Origin of the sequence: Citrobacter sp. Awk 2, assembly GCF_028069815.1 — a bacterium.
Classification (GTDB): domain Bacteria; phylum Pseudomonadota; class Gammaproteobacteria; order Enterobacterales; family Enterobacteriaceae; genus Citrobacter.
Genome location: NZ_JANEWL010000014.1, coordinates 50,317 through 70,938, shown reverse-complemented (window position 1 = coordinate 70,938; position 20,622 = coordinate 50,317). Strand labels below are relative to the sequence as shown.

The following is a 20,622-nucleotide window of genomic DNA, read 5'->3' as shown; positions in this document are numbered from 1 at the left end:
CTATTAACTGTCCCTGCAATTTCTTATCTTACTGATTTATATGTATGTATTTGAGTTTACGGCTGAATATTATTTTCCTGTGTAATTGCAGAGTAATTAAGCAAGTTGATTATCGCGCAAAGGGCGTGACAGGGCGCATCTGGGTGGTGAGTCAAAACACCGAAGCACAGTGCTGCGACTCCTCAATGTTATCCCCGCGCTGATTTCTTACTCTGTGTTCGATCGGATGAAATAACAATGGCTATGCCAGCCAGAACGATCAGTGTGCATACCAGAATTCTCAAATCAGGCAATTCGCCAAGAAATAGCACCCCACCTACCGCAGCAATACAGGGCACGCTCAACTGAAGTGTGCTGGCGGTTGCGGAGGACATACTGGCAACAAGTTGATACCAAAGTACGTAAGCCACACCAGAAGCCAGTCCGCCGGAGAGCAGGGCAAGGATGACGCCGTTGGCGTCAGTATGCGCGGGTTCCTGTCGTACCAGATTCAGAATGAGAATAACCGGAAGGCTCAGAATGAAATTTCCCGCAGTCGTCCCGGCAGGAGAGAGAATGTTTTTCCCTCGCACAGAGTAAGCTCCCCATGCCAGGCCTGAAGCAACCATCGTCAGGGCAGGTATAAAAGGGGGAGCGGTTGCGCCGGGGAGCAGCAGCATAATGATTCCCCCAATGGCAATGACGATCCCGGTGGCTTTGTATCCGCTAAGTGTTTCGCCTTTAATTAATCCCCAGCTAATCATGCAGATCTGCACTGCGCCAAATAGCAGTAATGCGCCTGTTGCGGTATTGAGCTGAACATACGCGATTGAGAAGAATAATACATAGGCACACAGCAACAGGGCATCGATGATTTTCCAGCGTATGTCTTTCAGTTTTCCCAGGGCTATATGCCAGATAAACAGCATTACTGCACCACCGAGTAATCTCAGCACGCTGAACGTCTCAGGATCCGAATACCCATTCTTTAAAGCAATACGACAGAGGATAGAATTGGCTGCAAATGCAGTTAACACCAAGAGAACCAGCAACAGCTTTTTCATACCCATCCTTAATGTTGACGATCTGTTGCTGAGTATAGAGTGCGTACATCAGGACAGGCACGCTAACGATGCTTTTGGTTATAATCCAACACGCCAAGGTTGCGCAAGGTGCGGGCGCTATCCCTAAGTGATGTTCAGGAAAGTGAGAATGGAAAGAATTGATACACGGCCACCATAGCGGAGGTACTTAATATCACACTGATGACGAAGTAAGTTTTGAAGGGCTGCTTTTGTGTTTTATGGCGAAAGAGTTGTTGCCCGACAATAGCGCCAGCCCATCCGCCTACAACGCCAAATACCAGCAACGTGGATTCCGGCACTCTGCGCCAGGCCTTACGCGCTGCCATTTTATCCACGCCGTAAATCGCCAGCGTCAATATATTGGCGAGCAGGCCCCATATTAGCAACGGATGTGGGGCAAAAAGGCTACCGACCGCAGCGCACACCAGTAGCAAATAACAACAACGATTGAGATTCATATCATTAACCACAGCCAGAACGGAGAGGCGGTTATCTTAACCCAGAACCGACACCGATAAATGGACATAAGATTCTCAGAAGCCAGGGTTATCAAGATCTCGATGCAGAAAATGTCGGGATCGCATGGTCAGCCTGGAAAATAGAACATTATGAAAAGTAATGATATTGTTCTACCAGCCACACTCATAACGAGGTTATATGAAAATCAGAAGGTTCAGAAATGGAGATGAAATTTCGTTATTCAGCGTATTTTTATCTTCTGTACATACCCTCGCATCCCACTACTACACACATGAACAAATAGCTGCCTGGGCCCCATCAGATATCGACCCGGACCACTGGACCAATCGCATGAGGGCACTACGTCCCTTTGTTGTTGAAGTGGAGGGTGAAATAGCTGGATATGCGGATGTTCAGCCCAATGGGTACATTGACCATTTCTATGTCTCGGGAGCCTACCCGAGACAGGGCGTAGGGACGCTACTGATGGACCGTATTCATGAAGAAGCCAGAGAACGTGGAATGGGTGAACTTACTTCAAATGTCAGTAAGGCTGCGGAAGCATTCTTCCTACGGCACGGCTTTCATGTCGTGGAACGAGGTTTCCCTGTGTGTCGTGGCGTGACATTACAAAATGCACTGATGCGGAAATATTTGGCGAAACAATAGAACACCGGCTGATTCCTACCCGGCACGGTCCGTAGTGAGCGAATAGTGGAAGTGAGTCACGCACGGGGGAATTACTTATATTGCCATGTATTATAAACGGTGAGCAGGTAATAGCCCCTTAATGAGTCGATTATTAAATGCAAACGGAGCATAGTAAGTCATTCGGTACAAGATTATGCAGCCCAATCCATCTACACAAAAGAACTGTGAGGCCACAAATATGACGCCTACTTTACAAGGGGCTCTTGTAACGCTCCGTCCTCTGCTTAAGACGGATGCTCCGCTATTGATTGATGCGGCTGAAGATGGGGAACTTTGGTCTCTGTCATTTACGGTAGTTCCATCTGCTGACACTGCTGATTCGTACATTCAGAAAGCCCTGAAGGGGCAGGCCGAAGGCACCGTCATGCCGTTTGCTGTAACGCTCTCATCCGACCAACGTGTCATTGGGTCAACGCGTTTCTGGAAGATTGATCGCGAAAACCGAAAGCTCGAAATTGGTCACACCTGGTATTCACAAAGCTGGCAAAAAACAGCTGCAAATACCGAGAGTAAACTGTTACTGCTGCGATATGCCTTTGAGCAACTTAAGTGTGTTCGCGTTCAGTTTACGACTGATGTATTGAATGAGCGCTCTCAGGCTGCCATTCTCCGTATTGGTGCGGTCCAGGAAGGTATCATCAGAAATGAACGAATTATGCCTGATGGTCGAAAGCGTACCTCCATACGGTACAGCATAATCGATGATGAGTGGCCGCAGGTTCAGACCAACCTTGAGCGCCGTCTTTCCGATCACCGGTAAGAAAAATTATCGAAGAATTGCCGACAGGAGGTATGGGATACTACGTGTTTTACCTTGCAATCGACGCCTTTGAACGCCTGACCTCAAAAGCAGTATCGCGGTCACTCTCTTGCTGGCAGGAAGAGATCGATCTGCGTTCTTTCAATTGATGTAGGGCGGACATCACTCACCAGGCAGAAGTGCAAGAAATATCGCAGGATCTCAAACTCAGTTCATTAAGGGCTTGACCTGAATTGCCTGCGCCAGACTTGCGGACTGATAGTAAATCGTTTCTGAAAGTGATGCCGTAGCGTGCCTGCGCTACCAAATCCGTTTTGTTCTGCAATGTGTTCAATGCTTAGACTGCTACTTCTTAATGCTAGTTGCACACGTTTAAGCCGCTCTTCAAGCAACCACTGAGTAGGAGTTAGCCCTGTAGCTTCCAGAAAACGGCGCTGTAAGGTGCGTGGACTCATACTTGCACGATTCGCTATGGTTTCTAAGGTATGAGGCTCGGCGATATGTGTATGCAGCCAGTCAAATAATAAACCCAGACGGCGGCTTTCCTGAGCACGAGCGACAGGATGTGCTATCTGCTGAGACTGATCACCATCACGATGAAGTTGGATCACCAGCCGGCGTGCCACATTATTGGCAATTTCAAGGCCGTAGTCGCTGCGCACTACGTGAAGACAAAGGTCGATACCAGCAGCACTGCCAGCTGATGTCATCAAATTGTCATCACCGATGTACAGCACATCATTGACCACTTCTATTTCCGGGTAACGCTGCTGTAACTCGTCAGTATATCGCCAGTGTGTTGTCGCCTTTCGTCCGTTTAACAGACCTGCGGCGGCAAGGACAAACACGCCTGAACAAATAGACATGATACGACAACCGCGCTGGTGAGCCTGGCAAAGAGCAATACAAAGCGCTTCAGGTACCGGAGTTTGAACTCCACACCAACCAGGAATAACCAGCATATCCGCTTGTTCCAGCAACTCATACCCACCATCCACCATCACCCTTATTCCACCAGTTGCCCGCAATTCGCCATCATCAATGGAAGCGACAGCAAAGCGATACCAGTTTTCTTTCAGTTCAGGGCGTGGCAGACCAAAGATTTCTACGGCAATGCCAAATTCAAAAGTACATAGCCCGTCGTAAGCCAGAACGACGACCTGCGGGCGGGGATCTGTTGTCATAATCCTGGCGATTTCTGTCATGGTTGGTAGCGGTGGAGGTAGCTGATATCTGGTGAGATAAGAGGTAACACAGTACACCACATTACAACAAGAGAGAAATACCATGAGTTCAGTAACAGCGATCCCCGCCGCCAGTGCCCCTGAAGTTATCAGTCATTTTTCCCGCAGCCTTAGCGTGGAAACAGACTGTTCGGATGTCAACGCAGCCATGAATGCAGGAGAAGTGGACTTCGTGCTGTTGCATGTCGTTGGCAGCCAGGAATCTTTTGCTCGTCGCCATCTTCCCAACGCCATTCATCTACCACACAAAATGATCACCGCAGAGATGATGAATAAATGGCCTGATGATACGCTGTTTGTCGTCTATTGCGCCGGGCCACACTGCAACGGAGCCGATAGAGCTGCACTGAAACTGGCTCAGCTTGGCCTGGCAGTCAAGATAATGATTGGTGGACTCACTGGCTGGGAAGATGAAGGACTGGCCTTCGCAGAAAACGCGGTTGGCAGTTCACGGCGGTGTTGAATTTTTCGGCTGATTCGCACATTTTATTAATGCAACCGGATATGACCGACGCCAGTTTATGGCACGAAGCTGCCTGTTATGCAGTAACTGTGTACCAGACATCGACAGGCGGCTTTGAGCAGCAATATTGCGCTGCAGAGGCGGTGGTCGTTCCCTCCGGCAGCCCAAATTAACTCAACCACAAAAACCAAACCATTTGATTTTTCGCCGCGTTAACGAGAGAGTCCTTATAAAAAATATGGGATAAGGAAGAAACGGAATGTTCACTCTTTACATGAGGTGGGATGCCGAGCGAGAACTGGCTCCAGGTGATATTCAGTTCATTCTGTCGCCACGAGATGCGCTGGATATGGCGGGCATCTTTTATGAACTGGATTACCTGGAATACGACCAGTGCAACCGCATTCTGCCTCACAGCGTCCCGAAGCGACAGAGAGGGGTTTACCACCGATACGCGACACAACCCTACAAACGCAAGCGTCTTACTGAATACGACGGACTCTATGATGAGGTGAAATGGAATCTGGAACACGGCGGGATGGTTGGCGTTGACACCAGCGAAAAATGGGAGCACTTCCGCAATCCGTTCTATTTCGATGATGACAGTAATCTGATTTATGACTGCTTCATGGATACCTACAGTGAGGGTTTTCAGCAGGCAGTGCGTCAAATCTACGAATATAGCCTAAACGAGCATCAGGGAAGAAAGCCGCCTCCGACCATTAAACATCACTATGCCGATGCCCCTATACAACGCGCCCAGGCGGATAGAACGATTAACAGTAAAGCTGCCGGACGTCTTCTGGCTGCGGGTGGTATCTACAACGGCAATGTTGAGGGATTCCGGCGGACAGCCGAACAGTTGGGCGGCGATGCAATGAAGGGGTATGACGGCGTTCTTAACGAAACTACATCCGGGATGATGGTAGCTGCGGCTTCGCTGCTGGTTATACGTAACCCAATGGCGGCAGAGGAATTGACAAGCTATCTGGGCAAATACAAAAAGGCACACGTTCTGCTTGACGATGTGAACGTGTCGAATCTGAACTATGTCCGTCGCGACCGCGCTGAATATGCCGTGCTCCGGCGGGATTTTAACAGCGCCGTACGCCCAAGTTTCCTCAAATCGCTTTCCGATCACCCTGACGCACTATCAACGTTTGATTCCAACAATCTGCTGCGTCTCGCTGATGGTAAAGTACCGTCCGGGTGGCAAGTTCACCACAAGATCCCCCTGGATGATAGCGGCACAAATTCCCTGGATAATCTGATACTAATCCAAAACTCGCCATATCACTCAACGCTATCAAAGACACAGGCGATAATCACCAAAGACCTCCCATACAACGCTAGTACTAACGTTGTATGGCCTTCGCCGAATGGCGTAATTTACCCAGTAGGGAAATAAGCACGCTATGAACGATACAAATAAGATGATTGGTATTCTCAATACGTTGATGGTTTCCAATAATTACCCGGTAGCCAACTCCATCGCGCCTGACACCATGACGGACTTAATGTGCAATTCTGCGCCAGCGGAGTGGGATGAGGTGAAACGCGGTGTTTACGCAGATATTCAGCGTTTAGTAATAAATCGCCCGGATTACGCTTATATGTTCAACATCATGGACGGATTGGAGTACAACGGACTCACTCTGTACGGTATGACGCAGGCGGAGAATGGCGAACTACTATGGTCAAATATCTATATCCGTAACATTGATACCCGCACCGACGAAATCTATATTGACCCAAACCTGACCGATAAGGTGCTGATTGGTCAAGATGGTATGTCCGTGTTCGTATTCAACCCCAAAGACGACTGTTTCCAGATCCGCGATAGAGCATCAACAGATTACGTTATTGAGTCACACTCTACCTTTGGTAATCTGCTGTCAGCACTTATCGATACCGTAAAATAATAGCCACATTCTACAAACAGTTAGCCAGTCAATAAAAGGATGAATGATGTTTTTATAAAAATAATTGAAGTGTACAGAAAAGCATTTTGCTACAAAGGAGTTGCAGACTGTGAAAGGTATTTCTTTTTTATGGTTGTTCCAACAGCCGGCCTGTATTGTATGTGCCATACCGATTTTGGCCACATACGCAAAAGTACGGAATGTCCGCTCCTGGCACCAGGCTGACGGTTCAAATGATAAGAATACCTAGATTTCAAGTGCGGCAATGATGACGGTTTCCATTTTTTCTGGGGTAGTGAACGGTGCAAAACGCTTTAGCGGCTTGCCATCGCGACCGATAAGGAATTTTGTGAAGTTCCATTTTATCCGTCCCCCCAGTATGCCGGGCAATTCATCTTTTAGATAACGAAATACCGGATGCGTAGCGGCACCGTTAACCTCCACTTTTTCAAACATCGGGAAGCTTACACCGTAGTTGACGTGGCAGGTCTGCGCGATTTCGTCGGCGTTGCCGGGTTCCTGCTTACCGAACTGGTTGCAGGGGAAGCCAAGGACCACCAGTCCCCGGGCCGCGTACTTTTTGTAAAGCGCTTCCAGACCTGCGTATTGTGGCGTGAAGCCACAATGGCTGGCGGTATTTACCACCAGAACCAGCTTGCCAGCATAGTCAGCCATAGAGATAAGCTGGCCGTGCAGGCTGGTGGCTGTCAGTTGATAAAAGGTGGTCATAGCGAACTCCTCAGAGCAGGACCGGTTAGACATCGGCATAGCCATACAGCACGGTGCTGCTGGGGCAAGTGAGAAGCGGAGGTGAGTCCGCTCGGTTTAGTGCTGTCAGATTCTGTCCCTAATGCTCCAAATCTTCGCGAGTGGGTCCTTGAAAGTAAAGGGTACTAATATGGCAACTACGCGGTTGAGTCAGCACGAAACGAAGCGTTTCCCAGACAGTACGCCCATTCATTAGACGCTAGCCCATTTTGGATTGATCATCGACAAATACATCTAACCCGCTAAGTAAGCTCACATCCGCTGGATATGTCGCTAACTCACCGAACGGCGCATTAGTCGCGATCATCTTGTGAGTTAATAGGTTAACGTAATCACTACCGTGTCAGTATACACGCCTGCCGATGGCCATTTCTGCGGTGGGACTGAACCGTAAACCACCAGACTCTGCGCTTGCCCATCACCGGAATACTGCTTTTCCGGGTTGTCCGGCGTCCACGCTATAGAATGGGCAGCATCCTGATACAGGGCATAGCTTACGCACTCACCGTTATGGCACAGTGCGCGTTGGTTCCCCTCGGGGTGCAGACCATGACCGATGCTGACGGAATAGTCCGTCCCGGTTGGGCACTGGACGGTAATATTCGCTGTGGATGTCGCGTGAAGCAGATCGCCCTGAGCGGGGCTTTTGCTGCCGAATGCCATATCGTCCACGCTGACCACCTCACAGCCATTTTTCACCGTAGCAGAGGCGCTAATCTGGTCTGTAATGGTTGTCCCATTCAGGGCGCCACAGGCCGGGAGCGCTTGTAATGAACTGGCTGAGGTGTAGGCAATTTGTATTGCCGTGGCGTAGTCATAGTACATCCCGGCGCTGACATTCGTCTGACCGGGATTTATCTTGCCGATAAGCGGTATATCATGTTCAGCCGTCCCGCCTGCCGACAAGGCAAAATCGATTTGCGCATACACGTTGTTATTCTGACTCAGCGGCGAACGCTGATCGTAAATCGAATAGACCGAAAAATAGAGCGGGGTGCTTGCAGGTTCGTTCTGGCTCATCGCCAGCGGATTGTTTGCCATTACTTTCAGACAGGCGCGGACATACTCGGCCTGACCATCGTAATTATTGCAGGTAAGAGACAGTCGGGTTGCGGTGGCACCAGTTTGTCCGGCGGTGACGGTACCAAAATCCAGTCCTGCGGGGCTGCCGTTCCAGCAGTTAGCGGCTACGGCGACTGGACTGAATGTAAATATCAGTACCACGAAAAGGATGAGAAACCAGAGTGAACGAATTACTGACATAGTGCGTTTATTTTCTCCACTGCCCGAGAAGCGCTAAATTGCGTCGGCAGTTTTAGCGAACAAGAAGAAGATGCCCATTGAATGCGCAGTGCTCCGCCAGCAGGGGGATCTTCCAGATAAATTTTACCTTCATAGCCGACAATGGATTGTGCAGTGCCCAGAGCAGGTGCCTGTTCATGACGATCCCGTACGCTAACTTCTGCAGAGAAGGGCGCATATTTGCCATCGGGTGTCGTGACGGTTAGCAGAACGGCATGCGTGCGATAAATGTTAAAGCTGGCGACGGCACCGCGTCCGGTTTGTGGGATCAGGATTTCATTGGTGTAGGGCGCGCGATAGTCTTCATCGAGACCGAGAGGGTCGATATCGATATGGTTTGCCTGATAGGGATTCAGGTTATTCAGGAACAGCATGCCATTATTATCCGTATGACCAACCGGGCGATGCTCCAGATAAACCGGTACATTGGCTACCTTCGCCGTATCGACAAGGGCGAAAGCGCTACCCAGTTCGCGGGTGGCGTAGAAATGCCCCATAAACAAACCCACGGCACCGGTCATTGAACCGTAGTCGTTATTGTGTTGTTCATCGCGATTGTAGCCTAACGCCAGATCGCTCCAGGTGTTGCGGCGCTGGAGACTGGCATGGATGTTTTGATTCTTGCCTTGTTGTGCGGAAAGATTCCAGCCCCAGCCCGGTTTATTGGATTCCAGCGAGTGCGACAGGTTGGCCTGCACGGAATTTCCGTCTTTATCATGATTATTCTGCAGTGAGAGGTAATCCTGATGACGAAATAGCGGAATACTGAATGTGACGTACACGGTGGTGTTGTGTTCGTCGCCAAGTGATTGTGTGATGCTGGATGAAAGATTGACCTGATTTTCAAAACTTTTTGACCAGGAGATTCCCAGATAGCGTTCCGCATACTCGGGGAATGTCTGGCTGACCCAGCTCGCACCGAAAGTACCCGTCTTATCAAACGACACGCTGACAAAGGCAGCATCTTCACGGGTGGCAATATCGTTATCCGCTATGGATGAAATATCGCGAAACCCCCGACTGGCCTGTGAGTGTGAGAGCGAGAAATTAAAGATCTGATTGTTCCACTGCCAGCCGGAACCCCATTGGTTACCACTGTTCGCCTGATAACGGCTGGCGGCTGCATTAGCATGAAGTGTACCGAGCGACGGAGAGAGCAAATAATCCCAACCTACCCCCTGATTATGCAGACTGCCACTCTGCTCGGTATGCATGCCGACGGTGGTGGTGTCGTTCAGTCCGTGACGCCAGTCGCCCACGCCGACCAACTGAGGATCATAGCCAAAAGAACGGTAAGTGTAATCTTCCCGTACCCAGCCCAGGCTCATGCCCCAGGTTGTTAGCCCATCCGAAAGGAGTTGATTGGTGCCGTAGAGATTCAAATCCACCACACGTTGTTTACCATTCACATCGGTAATTACCACTTGCGCGCCTTCGCTGCCAGTAAAAACCGGTGCTGTATTAAGCGTAAATTGCCCGGGCTGAACCTTCTGTGAGGAGGTTCTGATTCCTTTGACGTACAGATCAACGGTGGACGGTAGCACGACGCTATCGGTCAGAATATCCTGCGATGAGGTGTTAAAGTTGGGTTGAGTACTGTAGTTATGCGCAAGGCTAATGCCACCAAAACGGACGCTATTCGTCCATGATTGTGCGGATGTATAACCATCCCCGAGCCTGAATGTGAGCAGTTTATCCACGTTTTCGTAGTTCCAGCTGCTCATCAGGCGATGTGTTCCCGTTTGCGCTTCGTTGCTGCTGCTCGACTCTTGCGTATTGAAGGATGTGGAGAAAAAACCAGGGCCAACGCCAAAGGTGCGAAACTCGCTATAAGCTGAAGTCTCTTGTACGCCGTTTTCGTTGCTGGCGAATAAATCGTAATTTAACGCGAGCCCCCGCACTTCGGGTGACAACTCGGACGAACGGATAAGGCGCGAACCATTGCTGCTGGAAAGATGGCTTTCTTTGTCGAGCCAGTTTTTACTGGCGGTAATGGTCAGGCTTTGATTAAGGTTGTCGAAAGTAACATTGAGGCCATCCTGTGAACTGATATCAAAATACCCTTTTTGCTCCGGCAGAGATGACACTTTCAGGTTAAGTTTATCCATATCCTGACCAGCAATATAGAGTTTGTTATTGATGTTCCTGGCCTTAATAAACCCCCTAACCGGTTGCTCATTTATCGTTGCAGTCAGATACAGCGTCTCATTTTCCGCAGCCTGGACTGTGGGACATACCAATAAAAAAACAATAACGGATTTAAGGTATAATTTTAACGATCTGCGTTTTAGCATTGTCATTCAAATTAAGTGATAAAGATGACGCGGTTGTTATTCCATTCGGTAACGGCCATTCCTTTTCACTATGCGGTAATACATAGCCAAGTAATCCCTTGTTCATGACAATATTCTTAGTACCCGAAACAAGAAATACATCACTTAATTTAACATGCTGGTTACCATTGTTTTTTATTTTCAACATTAATGGTTGGGCGGTACGAACGATGGATACAGCGAGTTGGCTGCTGGCAGGGCGGGTCTCTTTACAGTTCACAAAAACCGGAATGGAATAACGTAGCAGGAAGCGTACCCCATCTTTATCTGCCATATTATTTTCGCCGGGGAGTTCATCAACGATAATACGGTAGGCCTGTTCGGTATCACCACTGTCTGGCGTTGCTAAGATAACCCGAACCAATTGCTGACGAGAAACTGGGATCGTGGTCATGGGAGGGCTAACCATTACGTCCTGGGTCTCGGTCAGGTTATCTTTATTGTTCTGTTGATGCCACGCATAAACGCGGATCTGCGCCCCAATAGTGGCACTACCGGTATTACGTACATATATAGCCTGAGCAGATTCATTTCCACAGAATCCCAGCGTTACCGGGTAAACCTGCAGGGTGGCAGCGTATGAATTCACCGTGCAGACCAGACCAACAATGCTCATGCCTGCCCATAAAATAAACCGCTTCATATGCTGCACCTTTAAGAATGAATTAATACGTTACAGTTAAGGTTACGGTATCGGTATAGTCCCCAGCCGGTGCCTGTTTCAGGGCATTTGCCGTTACTTTCCCGAAGATAGGTAGTGCCTGCTGCTCACCGGTACCGATGCCTGAAATGCCATTATCCACCAGGGAGGTGCCACCCGGATGGTCGGTTGAAAGGGTGTAGGCTACTTTTGTGGTATCGGCGGTGTCGTTAGAACTCATTTCGAAATCATGCGTTTTATCCGTTCCGAGCATATATCCGGTGCCGTTAGTACAGGTGACATAAGCTTTGGCTGAAGCGGTAACCGCCCCATCATTACTGCCATGAGAACCAAAATCCATATCATCCACACTGACCTTGCAGGATTTTTCTACGGTCAGTTTTACCATCATCTGATCGCTAACACTGCCTGAATCATCAGCAAAAACAACGGATGAAAATAAAATGCTAATCGCAGTCAGAGATAATGCAGTGGCTTTACGGTTAATCATTTTAAAACTCGCTAAGGTTATATAATCGATTTTATAAGGGTGGAAAAGGCGAGGAAGGATAGAGATTACTCATTCTCTTTGATTATGTATTTGTGCTATGTGCAGATCATGTAAATAATTGGGAACGCTATTTACATTTAGCAGAGCGAAATTTAATCACTGCCAAGTGTTATCGTGTAGTGTTGGTAAAAACATAACGGAAAATATACCTAAAAAGAGTCATCCCACCCGGCGGTTATTTTCCGCCGGGTGGGACATCAATCCAGATTAAAATACCGACAGCCCCAATCCTTGTTTTACTTCTCTTAGCGTTTGCTGCGTGATGTCGTAGGCCCGCTCGCTTCCTTTTTTAAGCATCGCCATCAGCATACCTTTATCCTGAATATAGGTTGCCCGACGCTCACGCATTGGCGCGATGAGTTCTTGAAGGCACATCTCCAGCTCATTTTTACATGCCCGATCACCCAATCCTCCTTGCCGATAATGCGCTTTCATTTCTGCGACTTTGGCCTTGTCCGGATGAAAAGCATCCAGATAGGTGAACACAACATTGCCCTCAATTTGCCCCGGATCGGACACTTTTAGGTGGTTAGGATCTGTGTACATTGCGCCGACGGCGCGATGGATAGTCTCTTCACTTGCCGACAGGAGCAGCGTATTGCCAAGTGATTTCGACATCTTGGCGTTGCCGTCAATACCCGGAAGACGGCTGGTTTCGCTTAACATAGCTTTACAATGATGCAAAACGGGGGCCGGTAACAGGCTATTCATCTTGTGTACGATTTCATTAGTTTGCTCGATCATCGGCAACTGATCGTCGCCGACGGGTACCAGGCTGGCTTTGAACGCCGTAATATCTGCTGCCTGGCTGATCGGGTAAACCAGGAAACCGACCGGCAGCGAACGGGCGAAACCTTTTTGCGCAATTTCATTTTTGACCGTTGGGTTACGCTCGACGCGAGCCACGGTAACGATATTCATATACAGTGCAGTGAGTTCGGCAAGGGCAGGCAGTGCCGATTGTAAACAAAGGGTGGTGAGTGAGGGATCAATACCTGCAGCGAGATAATCGGCCAACACTTCGGGTATGTTATTTTGGATCTTTTGTGGATTACTGCCGTTATCGGTCAGACCTTGCAGGTCTGCTACCAGAACAAACTGCTGATAATCGTGTTGCAGTATCGCGCGTTGGCGCAGGGAACCTACATAGTGGCCGAGATGCAGCGGCCCAGTAGGGCGGTCGCCGGTCAGGATGATGGATTTGTTGTTCATAGAAGACTCCTTAAGTATAAAACCGAAAGGGGTCTCAAAATGCAAATAACCGCCTTTCGGCGGTTATTTAAAAATGGATAAACACATTCTGACCGCCTTTAAGAAGGCAGCCACCAACGCTTGTGGTTAAAACCGTTGCAATCGTGTTTTATATTCATCTGATCAACATATCACTGCCAGGCGCTGAGGTAAAGTAATGCTCTGCCCGGTCGGGGTGGGCAACGTCATTTTGGCTTTACGGGTAGGGCATCCATTGTTATGTTTGGAAATCCCTTTGTAATCATGGCGATAACTTTCGACAAGGAAGTACAATGCATAAAGACGTTCCTGTGAAACTCGATCTAGCAGCATTGCAAAGTAGTGGACCATTGCTGTGGGAGAAAAAGCTGCGTCCAGGTGACGTTTTGTTAGTTTGTGGAAACAGTCCATTCAGTTCACTAATTGTGAAAGCGAGCGGCGGACCATACTCTCATGCCGCTATCTGGATTCATGGTGGTGATTCAGGCATTGAAAGTCTATATCTTGCCGAATCGGATACATCGGGTGTTGGATTTACTTTTTTATTGCCAATGCGTCTGTATCTCGGGGGGCAGCCCACTGCAGAAAAGGTTATTTGCATCCCCGAAAATCCGAGAGAATGGATTTTATTGCGCCATCCTGAATGCGAAAACATTGATCTCTCCAGGATGATTCAGGCTTCGAAAGACCTACAAGAAAATGATTTTTATAAAAGCTACTCTGCTGTACCAAGACTTCTTGAGGCCATAACGCTACCAGATTTTCCACATTTACTGGCAAAACATGTTGCGCAAGCAATCGAGTCCTGCCGTTTTGATAAAGGAACGCGGGGCGCATTTTGTTCTGAGCTTGTCGCTACATTTTTTTCCAGACTCGGTCTGGAACTGTTTACCGATGGACGTGATCCGCAGACCGTTTCGCCAAATGATTTTTTATTGCCAGAATGCCGATTAACCGTGGTTACGGATGCGTTTGTCGATGCTGGTAGTCTGCTGCCGGGAACCTATGGCTACGGAACGCCTTATCAAAAACGGAGTAAAGATCCTTTTTTGCGTACGATGATAAGCAATCGCGACGTCTACGATAAAATCGCCGCAAGTATGAAGGGTGCAGAGAGCGCTCAGCAAGAAGCAAGTGCTTGGATTATTGCACAGCACATTAAGAATGCCAGTGCTATGGAGCACCAGTTTGCTGAGCAGATTGCGCTGGCAGAACGGTGGCATGAGAATGAACACGTCGAGAAATTACAGCATTATGCGATAATGTTTAAATATAGCCACCGCTTACTACAAAATTTATATGAACTTAATCATCACTATTGGTTCGGAGATAATCCCCTTATCGATATTGCTGCCTGGAATCAGGCGAGTGCAACGCTTCAATTTAGCGCCAGCCAGATGCTATATTGTGCCCAGCGTGCACTAATTAGAAACACGGCACTTTCAGGTCTGCGCAGAATAAGAAGCATACACAAAGTTTCACCGCCTGGCCGAATAAAGTTAGTTAAATTTAGACGCTTACGTGCTAATAATTTGAAACTTTGGTGCCAGTATAAAAAAGACAGTTACGCCAGTCTTGACTCCTGTATAAAATTCTCTTCTGCAGGTGTGCCAGGTGAGCAGGCAACTGCCTATATTCAGGATGTAATCCAGAAAACTCACCAGTCACTTATCGATGAATATACTCATTAATGGGGATACTTCCTCGGGTGAGATATTTCAGGAAGTACCCGACTGGGCTTGCGCACCGCTTTTTAGCTCGTTTCCAGCATACCAAAGCTCACTATTCGCGAACGCCCCAGCTCTTTTGCACGATACAGCGCGACATCCGCGGCACGTAACAGGTTATCGCTCTGGGCGTGCTGCGGGTAGCTGGCGACACCAATAGAAACATCAACGTGACCGATATCAGAGACGCCAAAGCTGAGCGTCAACTCGCGTACGCCGTTATAAATGTCCGTCGCAAAGCGATTGGCCGCTTCTTCATCCATACCGGCAAGTAGAACCAAAAACTCTTCACCACCGTAGCGGAAGGCCATTCCGTGGTCGTGAACAACGCGCTGAATAATGGCAGCGATACTTTTTATCACACCATCACCTGCCTCATGACCAAAACGGTCGTTGATGCTTTTGAAGTGATCAATATCGATCATCAGGCAACTGATCGGTTCCTGGTTGTGGACAGCCTGACTCATCTGGGTGCGCAGAGTGTCTTCAAGGTGATGGCGATTGCGCAGGCCGGTCAGTGGGTCATAAAGCGCTTTTTCCAGTAGTGCATCGCGCAGACGTTGGTTGGCCAATGCCAGTCCAAGTGCCTCGGCCAGCAGCTCCAGATAAGCACGGGAAGGGGCAGAATTGTCGCTGAGATTCTGGAATGAGAGCAAGCCGATGGCTTCACCCTGGGCGATCAACGGTACGCACAGGGTATGATCCTGACAGGACTCAGGCAGGTGGTAGCAGGCGATATCCGGCTCGCCCTGCACGGGAGGATGACTTTGCCCACGGCGCACAGCCCAGCATTCATCCGGATGGAAAGAGTCTGCTTTGCCTTGCGGAGAGAGCCACTCGGCGGCACAGCGCATGTGCCAGGCCTCCCGGTCAAGAATGTAGAGCCGCCCGGCAACGCCTGGGGCAATGTTCGGGGCAAAAAGCTGTGCGACATTGATAACATCGGCAAAGTTTTCGCAGCCCTGTAAACGCTGGGTCATACGAGCCAATAGTTCGCGGATCGCCCAGTCGGCATCCCGCTCTTTCTCCAGCCGCTGCCGCGCAAGGCCGTTCTCGCGAAAAATGCGAATGGCTTGCGCCATGTCGCCAATCTCATCAATCTGATTAAAGTTAGGCGTCTCTACGGCGTAATCCTGCGAGGCGAGGCGGTGAACTACGTCGCTTAGACGCACAACCGGACGCAGTACGCGACGTTTCAAAATAAAGCCGAGGACAAACAAAAACAGCAGCGCGGTTAATCCGACCATAACTTCAGAGAGCGTACGCAGTATGCGGGATGTCCTGGTGGCATCTTCAATGCTGTTACGTACACGGTTATCGAGCAACTGCCGGAAATGATCTATCCGCACCTGCGCCCGTTCCAGCTCCTGTTCATAGGCTTTGCCGTAGAGCAGCGCGATAGCCTGTGACGTTTCTCCGCGGGCCATACTGGCGAGCGCCGTTGCTTGCTCTTCCTGTAGTGCATCGACAATTTGTAATCCTTCATGCAGCAGCGCCAGTTCTTCACCTGTCGCACCGACGTCTTTTAATTTTGTTAACCGCAGCTCAACCGCTTTTAGCGACGACGCCTTCTGACGATAGGCGTTCAGCGCCTCTGGATCTTTAGCGATCACGTACTCGCGGGCTAAATCGGACAATGACCAGGCATCGAGCTCTACCTCTTCGGTTAGCTGATCAAATTTATACCGCTGCTCTACCACCTGACGTTCAGTATTGTCTGCTCCGGATGCCATCAGCATAACAACACCGGAGGCAATGGTCAGGCAGACCGTCGCACTGTAAGCCCAGTTGGTGATTGTGGCTATTCGCACTTTTTCGTTCCTTCTGCGACGATTAATGAATAAGCATGATTGAAATTATAGGAAACGTATGATTTTGCGTGAAAACAAAAGGCGACCCGAGGCCGCCCCTTGTTATCGTCATGCCATCATAAATCTGGAGGGGTTTTTCCTTCTTCCATGAACGCTTCATCGATACCTTCTACGTTGCCCTCATGGTCACGTCCGGAGAACAGATTCCAACTGGCCAAAAATAGTGCGGCGATCAACGGGCCAATCACAAAACCGTTGATACCGTATATCTCCATCCCACCGAGAGTGGTAATCAATATCAGGTAGTCCGGCATTTTGGTGTCTTTTCCTACCAGTAACGGGCGCAGGATATTGTCCACCAGTCCGACAATAATGACGAAAAATCCGACAATAAACAGCCCTTGCCACAGCTGGTGGGTGGCGAAGAGGAAAATGGCGGCGGGGACCCAGACTATTGCCGAGCCAACCGCGGGCACCAGCGAGAGAAATGCCATTAGTGCGCCCCACAAAATGCTGCCGTCGATGTCGACAATGGCGAAAGCAATGCCGCCAAGCGTGCCCTGTACGACAGCGACAACCGCCGTGCCTTTGACTGTCGCCCGTGTGACACCCACGAATTTGGCAAACAAGTGCTGCTTGGCAAAATCGGACAGCGGTAAGGAATCCAGAATCTGACGCACCAGATACGGTCCATCTTTCAGCAGGAAAAACAGCAGGTACAGCATGATGCCAAAGCTGATGGCGAAGCCAAAGGTTCCTTTACCAATCAGGAAAGCACTGCCTGCGAGGTACTGCCCGCCCTGCAGCGCAATGTCGGAGAGTTTTTTCTGGATCTGCGCGACATCATCCAGATTGTGTTCTGCGAGGAACCCTCTGGCCCAGTCAGGAAGATAAGAAAGAATAGAACTGACCACTTCCGGAAACTGTGTATTGTTTTGCTGCAACTTGGTGTAAACCACATTCAGTTCGATTGCCAACGATGACAGGATCACCATCAGAGGAATAAAAACAATCAAACAGATAATCCCGATAGTGATTAACGATGCCAGACCGTTACGTTGGCCAAGCGCGCTGCGCAGCTTGTTTTTTACCGGATTAAAGATAGTCGTCAGAATTGCAGCCCACAAGATTGCGGAGAAGTAGGGGGACAACACGTCGAAAAACGCCCAGGTCACGAGGGCAAGAATGAAAATGAAGAAACCTTTGGTCAGTCCGTTAAATCGCATTAGTGAATCCTGTAACTGAGAAGCAGTCTCGACTATAGAACTGTTCAGCAGAATTACCAACTGTGGATGTTGAACGATGTAACCAGGTTGTTGATAGGTAATGTGACGCAGGGCTGGCTTGATTCGCCAGCCGGTTGAAAATTCGTTATGATCCACCCCCACTTTTTAGTCTGGTTGTCTGATGTCTACGATTCTCGACTCCTTTGTTGCTCCGCCGTGCCATGATGAAATAGAGATCCTTTACCAGGATGAACATCTGCTGCTTATTAATAAACCCAGTGGGTTGCTGAGTCTGTCGGGGAAAAATCCACAAAATCTCGACTCAGTGCACTATCGCCTGGCACAGATATACCCGGGCTGCACGTTGGTGCACCGGCTTGATTTCGGTACTTCAGGTCTGATGGTCGTTGCACGCAATAAAGCAATCAATGCTGCGCTCTGTCAGCAGTTCAGCCAACGCTCGGTGACTAAGGTGTACAGCGCATTGTTATGTGGACACCTTAAACAGGATGACGGTGTGATTGATGCTGCCATTGCCAAAGATCCTGCACTGTTTCCGTTGATGTCGATTAGTGCAATTAGCGGTAAGCCTGCGCGTTCTCGTTTTCGGGTGATTGAGCGCTTCAATCAACGACTGAAGGATGGAAGGTCACTGCCCCTGACGCGGGTACAACTGATGCCGGAGACCGGACGAACCCATCAGCTACGTCTTCACTGTCAGCATTTGGGTCATCCGATCTGGGGCTGTGATCTTTATGGTGGCCGTGAGTGGCCTGGCACGGAGCAGACGTCACGGCTGATGTTACACGCCAGCGAATTGCGCCTGGTGCATCCCATCAGCAAAGAACAAATCAATATCTGCCATGCCAGCCCATTTTAACCCGGCGGCTATTACGGTGTTATCGTGCTGCACGTTGCAGAATGACGGCAGACGGTTGGCGTTGCAGAAAACGCATCCGCAGCATCATCAACACCGCGGCAGAGGTCAGGCCAATAATAAAGCCCATCCAGAAGCCCGCTGGCCCCATGCGGTCGACGACCAGATCGGTGAGCGCAAGAATATATCCACTTGGCAAACCCAGCACCCAGTACGCCGTGAAGGTGATAAAGAAAATGGAACGCGTATCTTTATAACCACGCAGGATCCCGCTGCCAATAACCTGAATTGAGTCCGAAATCTGGTACACGGCAGCCAGTAACATCAGCTGTGCAGCCAGTGTGACAACTTCAGGATTATTGTTGTAGAGCAGGGCGATGTGCTCGCGCAATGTGACGGTGAAAATGGCGGTCATCATCGCCATACATACGCCGACACCTAAACCTGTTCTGGCAGCGGTCTGTGCATCCAGGGTTGATCCCTGACCCAGGCGGTATCCCACACGAATGGTGACGGCAGCAGCCAAAGACATCGGCAAGACAAACATTAATGAGCTGAAGTTCAGCGCGATTTGGTGTCCGGCGACGTCGACAATCCCCAGAGGGGAGACCAACAGCGCCACCACGGCAAACAGCGTGACTTCAAAAAATAATGCCAGCGCAATGGGCAAACCCAGCTGCACCAGGCGTTTCATCACCACGGTATCAGGTTTCTGGAAGCCACTGACATTACGGATGTCGCGCATTGATCGGGCGCGTTTTACGTAAGAAAGCATGGCGGCAAACATCACCCAATATACCGCGGCCGTTGCCACACCACAGCCTACGCCGCCCAGTTCTGGCATACCTAAATGGCCATAGATGAAAACATAGTTAACCGGAATGTTCACCAGCAGGCCGAGAAAACCCATTACCATTGCCGGTTTGGTCTTGGCCAGACCTTCGCACTGGTTACGGGCAACCTGGAAGAATAAATATCCGGGCGCACCCCAGAGCAGTGCGCGCAGATAGCCAACAGCTTTGTCGGCCAGTGCAGGATCAATGTTATGCATCGAGCGGATAATGTATCCCGCATTCCAAAGCACAATCATAATCAGAACGGATACGCTCCCCGCCAGCCAGAACCCCTGACGTATTTGATGAGCAATACGATCGCGGCGCCCGGAACCGTTAAGTTGCGCAATCACTGGCGTCAGCGCCAGCAACAGACCGTGGCCAAACAAAATTGCGGGTAGCCAGATGGACGTACCAATAGCAACGGCGGCCATGTCCGTCGCGCTGTATCCGCCGGCCATCACGGTATCGACGAATCCCATTGCGGTTTGAGCGATTTGCGCAAGAATCACCGGAATTGCCAGAGCTAATAACTGACGCGCTTCACTTACATACTTTTGCACGTGTACACCACTATATTGTTGTTATTTGAGAGACTAAAAAAGCCGCCTTATATGGCAGCAAGGAGAAAATGCAGGGGAAATTTCAGTCTATTGTAGCGAGGAATCCGTATTTCTCCAG

General features: G+C 49.5%; 19 protein-coding genes and 1 pseudogene. 7 read left to right on the top strand and 13 right to left on the bottom strand.

Features of this window, described 5'->3' with window-relative positions:
* Positions 1-188: 188 nt before the first annotated feature.
* Positions 189-1,043: a DMT family transporter gene (locus NNO02_RS06320; protein ID WP_271454421.1), complete on the bottom strand. Its 855-nt coding sequence runs from the start codon at positions 1,041-1,043 to the stop codon at positions 189-191.
* Positions 1,044-1,177: 134 nt separating this feature from the next.
* Entirely contained in the window at positions 1,178-1,522 is a 345-nt protein-coding gene (locus NNO02_RS06315; protein WP_271454420.1) for a DUF1294 domain-containing protein, read from the bottom strand.
* 199 nt (positions 1,523-1,721) lie between these two features.
* Between NNO02_RS06315 and NNO02_RS06310 the strand changes: the two genes are divergently transcribed.
* Together NNO02_RS06310 and NNO02_RS06305 are read left to right on the top strand one after the other, a co-directional pair.
* Complete coding sequence (locus tag NNO02_RS06310; RefSeq protein ID WP_271440597.1) at positions 1,722-2,192, top strand: GNAT family N-acetyltransferase; 471 nt, start codon at positions 1,722-1,724, stop codon at positions 2,190-2,192.
* A 220-nt stretch (positions 2,193-2,412) separates the two neighbouring features.
* Complete coding sequence (locus tag NNO02_RS06305; RefSeq protein WP_271454419.1) at positions 2,413-2,994, top strand: GNAT family N-acetyltransferase; 582 nt, start codon at positions 2,413-2,415, stop codon at positions 2,992-2,994.
* 215 nt (positions 2,995-3,209) lie between these two features.
* Here the strand turns inward: NNO02_RS06305 and ftrA are convergent, their stop codons facing one another.
* Positions 3,210-4,199 carry a transcriptional regulator FtrA gene (gene ftrA, locus NNO02_RS06300; RefSeq protein WP_271454418.1) on the bottom strand — a complete coding sequence of 330 codons (990 nt, stop codon included), beginning with the start codon at positions 4,197-4,199 and terminating at the stop codon, positions 3,210-3,212.
* Between the two features lie 82 nt (positions 4,200-4,281).
* Here ftrA and NNO02_RS06295 point away from each other — a divergent pair, with 82 nt between their 5' ends.
* The 3 genes from NNO02_RS06295 (at position 4,282) to NNO02_RS06285 (ending at position 6,623) form a co-directional block, all read left to right on the top strand.
* Positions 4,282-4,701 (top strand): rhodanese-like domain-containing protein, encoded by a 420-nt coding sequence (locus tag NNO02_RS06295; RefSeq protein ID WP_271454417.1) that lies wholly within the window; start codon positions 4,282-4,284, stop codon positions 4,699-4,701.
* Positions 4,702-4,960: 259 nt separating this feature from the next.
* Positions 4,961-6,109 carry an HNH endonuclease signature motif containing protein gene (locus NNO02_RS06290; RefSeq protein ID WP_271454416.1) on the top strand — a complete coding sequence of 383 codons (1,149 nt, stop codon included), beginning with the start codon at positions 4,961-4,963 and terminating at the stop codon, positions 6,107-6,109.
* Between the two features lie 7 nt (positions 6,110-6,116).
* The gene (locus NNO02_RS06285) at positions 6,117-6,623 is read left to right on the top strand and encodes a YrhA family protein (protein ID WP_271454415.1); all 507 of its coding nucleotides are present in this window, start codon (positions 6,117-6,119) and stop codon (positions 6,621-6,623) included.
* Between the two features lie 246 nt (positions 6,624-6,869).
* Here NNO02_RS06285 and NNO02_RS06280 read toward each other — a convergent pair whose 3' ends face one another.
* The 7 genes and pseudogenes from NNO02_RS06280 to trpS form a co-directional block, all read right to left on the bottom strand.
* Positions 6,870-7,352 (bottom strand): glutathione peroxidase, encoded by a 483-nt coding sequence (locus NNO02_RS06280; protein ID WP_271450031.1) that lies wholly within the window; start codon positions 7,350-7,352, stop codon positions 6,870-6,872.
* 118 nt (positions 7,353-7,470) lie between these two features.
* A pseudogene (locus tag NNO02_RS06275) lies at positions 7,471-7,659 on the bottom strand (deoxygluconate dehydrogenase); the annotation flags it as partial.
* Positions 7,660-7,706: 47 nt separating this feature from the next.
* Positions 7,707-8,654, bottom strand: coding sequence for a Csu type fimbrial protein (locus NNO02_RS06270; RefSeq protein WP_271454414.1), 948 nt, complete (start codon positions 8,652-8,654; stop codon positions 7,707-7,709).
* Positions 8,645-10,801: a fimbria/pilus outer membrane usher protein gene (locus tag NNO02_RS06265; RefSeq protein WP_271454413.1), complete on the bottom strand. Its 2,157-nt coding sequence runs from the start codon at positions 10,799-10,801 to the stop codon at positions 8,645-8,647. Before NNO02_RS06265 ends, NNO02_RS06270 begins: the two co-directional genes overlap by 10 nt.
* A gap of 151 nt (positions 10,802-10,952) precedes the next feature.
* A complete protein-coding gene (locus NNO02_RS06260) occupies positions 10,953-11,669 on the bottom strand; it encodes a fimbrial biogenesis chaperone (protein WP_271454412.1) in 717 nt (238 codons plus the stop codon).
* 22 nt (positions 11,670-11,691) lie between these two features.
* Positions 11,692-12,177 carry a Csu type fimbrial protein gene (locus NNO02_RS06255; protein WP_271450035.1) on the bottom strand — a complete coding sequence of 162 codons (486 nt, stop codon included), beginning with the start codon at positions 12,175-12,177 and terminating at the stop codon, positions 11,692-11,694.
* A gap of 267 nt (positions 12,178-12,444) precedes the next feature.
* Entirely contained in the window at positions 12,445-13,449 is a 1,005-nt protein-coding gene (trpS, locus tag NNO02_RS06250; protein WP_271454411.1) for a tryptophan--tRNA ligase, read from the bottom strand.
* 311 nt (positions 13,450-13,760) lie between these two features.
* Here trpS and NNO02_RS06245 point away from each other — a divergent pair, with 311 nt between their 5' ends.
* On the top strand, positions 13,761-15,158 hold the full coding sequence (locus NNO02_RS06245; protein ID WP_271454410.1) for a hypothetical protein: 1,398 nt from the start codon (positions 13,761-13,763) through the stop codon (positions 15,156-15,158).
* A gap of 62 nt (positions 15,159-15,220) precedes the next feature.
* On the opposite strand, the gene NNO02_RS06240 is transcribed toward NNO02_RS06245, so the two are convergent.
* Positions 15,221-17,005, bottom strand: coding sequence for a sensor domain-containing diguanylate cyclase (locus NNO02_RS06240; protein WP_271454409.1), 1,785 nt, complete (start codon positions 17,003-17,005; stop codon positions 15,221-15,223).
* Between the two features lie 116 nt (positions 17,006-17,121).
* Positions 17,122-18,231 carry an AI-2E family transporter gene (locus NNO02_RS06235; protein WP_271454408.1) on the bottom strand — a complete coding sequence of 370 codons (1,110 nt, stop codon included), beginning with the start codon at positions 18,229-18,231 and terminating at the stop codon, positions 17,122-17,124.
* 181 nt (positions 18,232-18,412) lie between these two features.
* Between NNO02_RS06235 and NNO02_RS06230 the strand changes: the two genes are divergently transcribed.
* Positions 18,413-19,111 (top strand): RluA family pseudouridine synthase, encoded by a 699-nt coding sequence (locus NNO02_RS06230; RefSeq protein WP_271454407.1) that lies wholly within the window; start codon positions 18,413-18,415, stop codon positions 19,109-19,111.
* Positions 19,112-19,130: 19 nt separating this feature from the next.
* On the opposite strand, the gene mdtK is transcribed toward NNO02_RS06230, so the two are convergent.
* A complete protein-coding gene (mdtK, locus tag NNO02_RS06225) occupies positions 19,131-20,504 on the bottom strand; it encodes a multidrug efflux MATE transporter MdtK (RefSeq protein ID WP_271440580.1) in 1,374 nt (457 codons plus the stop codon).
* Between the last annotated feature and the right edge of the window lie 118 nt (positions 20,505-20,622).

Coding starts and splice junctions, on each gene's coding strand:
- NNO02_RS06320 (WP_271454421.1), bottom strand. CDS start 1,043: ATGAAAAAGCTGTTGCTGGTTCTCTTGGTGTTAACTGCATTTGCAGCC.
- NNO02_RS06315 (WP_271454420.1), bottom strand. CDS start 1,522: ATGAATCTCAATCGTTGTTGTTATTTGCTACTGGTGTGCGCTGCGGTC.
- NNO02_RS06310 (WP_271440597.1), top strand. CDS start 1,722: ATGAAAATCAGAAGGTTCAGAAATGGAGATGAAATTTCGTTATTCAGC.
- NNO02_RS06305 (WP_271454419.1), top strand. CDS start 2,413: ATGACGCCTACTTTACAAGGGGCTCTTGTAACGCTCCGTCCTCTGCTT.
- ftrA (WP_271454418.1), bottom strand. CDS start 4,199: ATGACAGAAATCGCCAGGATTATGACAACAGATCCCCGCCCGCAGGTC.
- NNO02_RS06295 (WP_271454417.1), top strand. CDS start 4,282: ATGAGTTCAGTAACAGCGATCCCCGCCGCCAGTGCCCCTGAAGTTATC.
- NNO02_RS06290 (WP_271454416.1), top strand. CDS start 4,961: ATGTTCACTCTTTACATGAGGTGGGATGCCGAGCGAGAACTGGCTCCA.
- NNO02_RS06285 (WP_271454415.1), top strand. CDS start 6,117: ATGAACGATACAAATAAGATGATTGGTATTCTCAATACGTTGATGGTT.
- NNO02_RS06280 (WP_271450031.1), bottom strand. CDS start 7,352: ATGACCACCTTTTATCAACTGACAGCCACCAGCCTGCACGGCCAGCTT.
- NNO02_RS06270 (WP_271454414.1), bottom strand. CDS start 8,654: ATGTCAGTAATTCGTTCACTCTGGTTTCTCATCCTTTTCGTGGTACTG.
- NNO02_RS06265 (WP_271454413.1), bottom strand. CDS start 10,801: ATGGATAAACTTAACCTGAAAGTGTCATCTCTGCCGGAGCAAAAAGGG.
- NNO02_RS06260 (WP_271454412.1), bottom strand. CDS start 11,669: ATGAAGCGGTTTATTTTATGGGCAGGCATGAGCATTGTTGGTCTGGTC.
- NNO02_RS06255 (WP_271450035.1), bottom strand. CDS start 12,177: ATGATTAACCGTAAAGCCACTGCATTATCTCTGACTGCGATTAGCATT.
- trpS (WP_271454411.1), bottom strand. CDS start 13,449: ATGAACAACAAATCCATCATCCTGACCGGCGACCGCCCTACTGGGCCG.
- NNO02_RS06245 (WP_271454410.1), top strand. CDS start 13,761: ATGCATAAAGACGTTCCTGTGAAACTCGATCTAGCAGCATTGCAAAGT.
- NNO02_RS06235 (WP_271454408.1), bottom strand. CDS start 18,231: ATGCGATTTAACGGACTGACCAAAGGTTTCTTCATTTTCATTCTTGCC.
- NNO02_RS06230 (WP_271454407.1), top strand. CDS start 18,413: ATGTCTACGATTCTCGACTCCTTTGTTGCTCCGCCGTGCCATGATGAA.